The 1672-nt window shown below is 69.9% G+C and carries 1 protein-coding gene and 2 pseudogenes; 2 read left to right on the forward strand and 1 reads right to left on the reverse strand.

The genetic code is table 11. The features are described 5' to 3' along the window. Positions 1-134, forward strand: a pseudogene (locus ACFWTE_RS29940) (ATP-dependent Clp protease ATP-binding subunit ClpX); the annotation flags it as partial. A 138-nt stretch (positions 135-272) separates the two neighbouring features. Here the strand turns inward: ACFWTE_RS29940 and ACFWTE_RS29945 are convergent. Next, complete coding sequence (locus ACFWTE_RS29945) at positions 273-980, reverse strand: DUF305 domain-containing protein (RefSeq protein ID WP_378783317.1); 708 nt, start codon at positions 978-980, stop codon at positions 273-275. 304 nt (positions 981-1284) lie between these two features. On the opposite strand from ACFWTE_RS29945, the pseudogene ACFWTE_RS29950 reads away from it, so the two are divergent. Next, a pseudogene (locus tag ACFWTE_RS29950) lies at positions 1285-1672 on the forward strand (hypothetical protein); the annotation flags it as partial.

The following is a 1672-nucleotide window of genomic DNA, read 5'->3' on the forward strand; positions in this document are numbered from 1 at the left end:
TGATGTATGAGGTGCCTTCTCGTGAGGATGTGGGGCAGGTGATCATCAGTCGGGAGACGGTGATCGACAACGTGAACCCCACGATCGTGCCGCGCGCCCAACTGGACGCCGAGCACCAGGAGAAGTCGGCCTGACCCCGCCCCCGCGGGCCGGCCCGCCGGGGCCGCCCAGGGCCTGCGTCGGTATGCGAGAGGGGCGCCCCTGCCACGGGGTGCCCCTCTCGCGTGTCGGCCTCCAGGGAGCCGGGCGCCCCGGCCGAGGGGGGAGGGGCCTCACTCCTCCAGGACCTCCGCCATGCGGCCGATCTCGGTGTTCTGCTCCGCGATCACGTCGTTCGCCATCCTGAGCACGGTCTGGTCCCTGCCCTCGGCCATCGCCTCCTCGGCCATGGTGATCGCGCCCTCGTGGTGGACGGTCATCAGTTCCACGAAGAGCTCGTCGAAGGCGTCGCCCTCGGCATCCGCCAACCGCTCCAGGTCCTCCGGAGAGGCCATGCCCGGCATGTCGCCGTGGTCGACGTCCAACTCGCACACGGGGACGTCGGAGTCCTCACCGTGGTGGGTGCCGTCCCCCTCCAACCCGCAGAAGTTCTGGTGTGCCGGGTTCTCCCGTGCGGGGCCGAAGACGTTCTCCTCCAGCCAGCTCTCCATGGCGGTGATCTCCGGCCCCTGGGCGGCGGAGATGCGGTCGGCGATGCGCTCGACGCCGTCGCGCTCGTGGCGCTCCGGCGCCAGGTCGGTCATCTCCAGGGCCTGGGAGTGGTGCTCGATCATCATCACCAGATAGGTGACGTCCGCCTCGTTGTGCCCCTGCTCCTCGGCCAGGGCGGCGATCTGGTCCGTGGTGGCGGGCGAGGAGGACTCGCCGGGCGCTCCGGGGGCGATGACGTTGGCCGTCTCCTGGCCGTCCTCGTCATCGGTGCAGGCTGTGGCTCCGAGCAGCGCGAGAGCTGCTCCGGTCGCGAGTGCCAGGCGACGCACGAGGTGTCCTCCGATGGGGGTGTGGCGCGGACGGGTCCGCGGTGTCGTGGGGCGGGTGCGCCCCTGAGGCAACGTCCTGCGGGTTTTCTACTCACTCGGTGGGTGTTTTGTCCAGCCCTGAGGGTGTGTCGGCGCTGTTTCGTTCAGTCCGCAGGGGCGGGGCCGGTGGGTCAGCGGAGGGCGCCTGTGTGCATTGGTCATCAGATGTCCGTTCTCGGCGTTTCGTCTGGAGTGCGGCGACTGCTGGGCGTACAACACAGAGTATCCAATGGGAAGCTTTGTGTAATTTCTGGGGGTGCGGGCGGTGGCGAGTGAACGAGGACGCACAGGCCGGGTCCGCTGGGGGGTGGCTGGGGCGGGGGTCCTGGTGGCCGTGGGCCTCCTGGCGGTTCCCGGAGCGCGCGCCGCCGACGGCGTGACCACGGGTGGCGGTGTCGTCCACGTGGCCAACCTGCCCAAGCCCGCGGGCCTGGAGCGCACCGCCGCCTTCAACTCGGATCTGGCGTTCACCGGGGACTACGCCATCGGCGGCAACTACGACGGGTTCGTCGTCTACGACATCTCCGAGCCGGAGCGTCCTCGTGTCGAGTCCACCGTCGTGTGCCCCGGTGGGCAGGGTGACGTGTCCGTCAGCGGTGACCTGCTGTACTTCTCGGTGGACTACCCCCGGGCCGGCACGGAGTGCGGTGCGG

The organism is Nocardiopsis sp. NPDC058631, assembly GCF_042716955.1.
Taxonomy (GTDB): domain Bacteria; phylum Actinomycetota; class Actinomycetes; order Streptosporangiales; family Streptosporangiaceae; genus Nocardiopsis.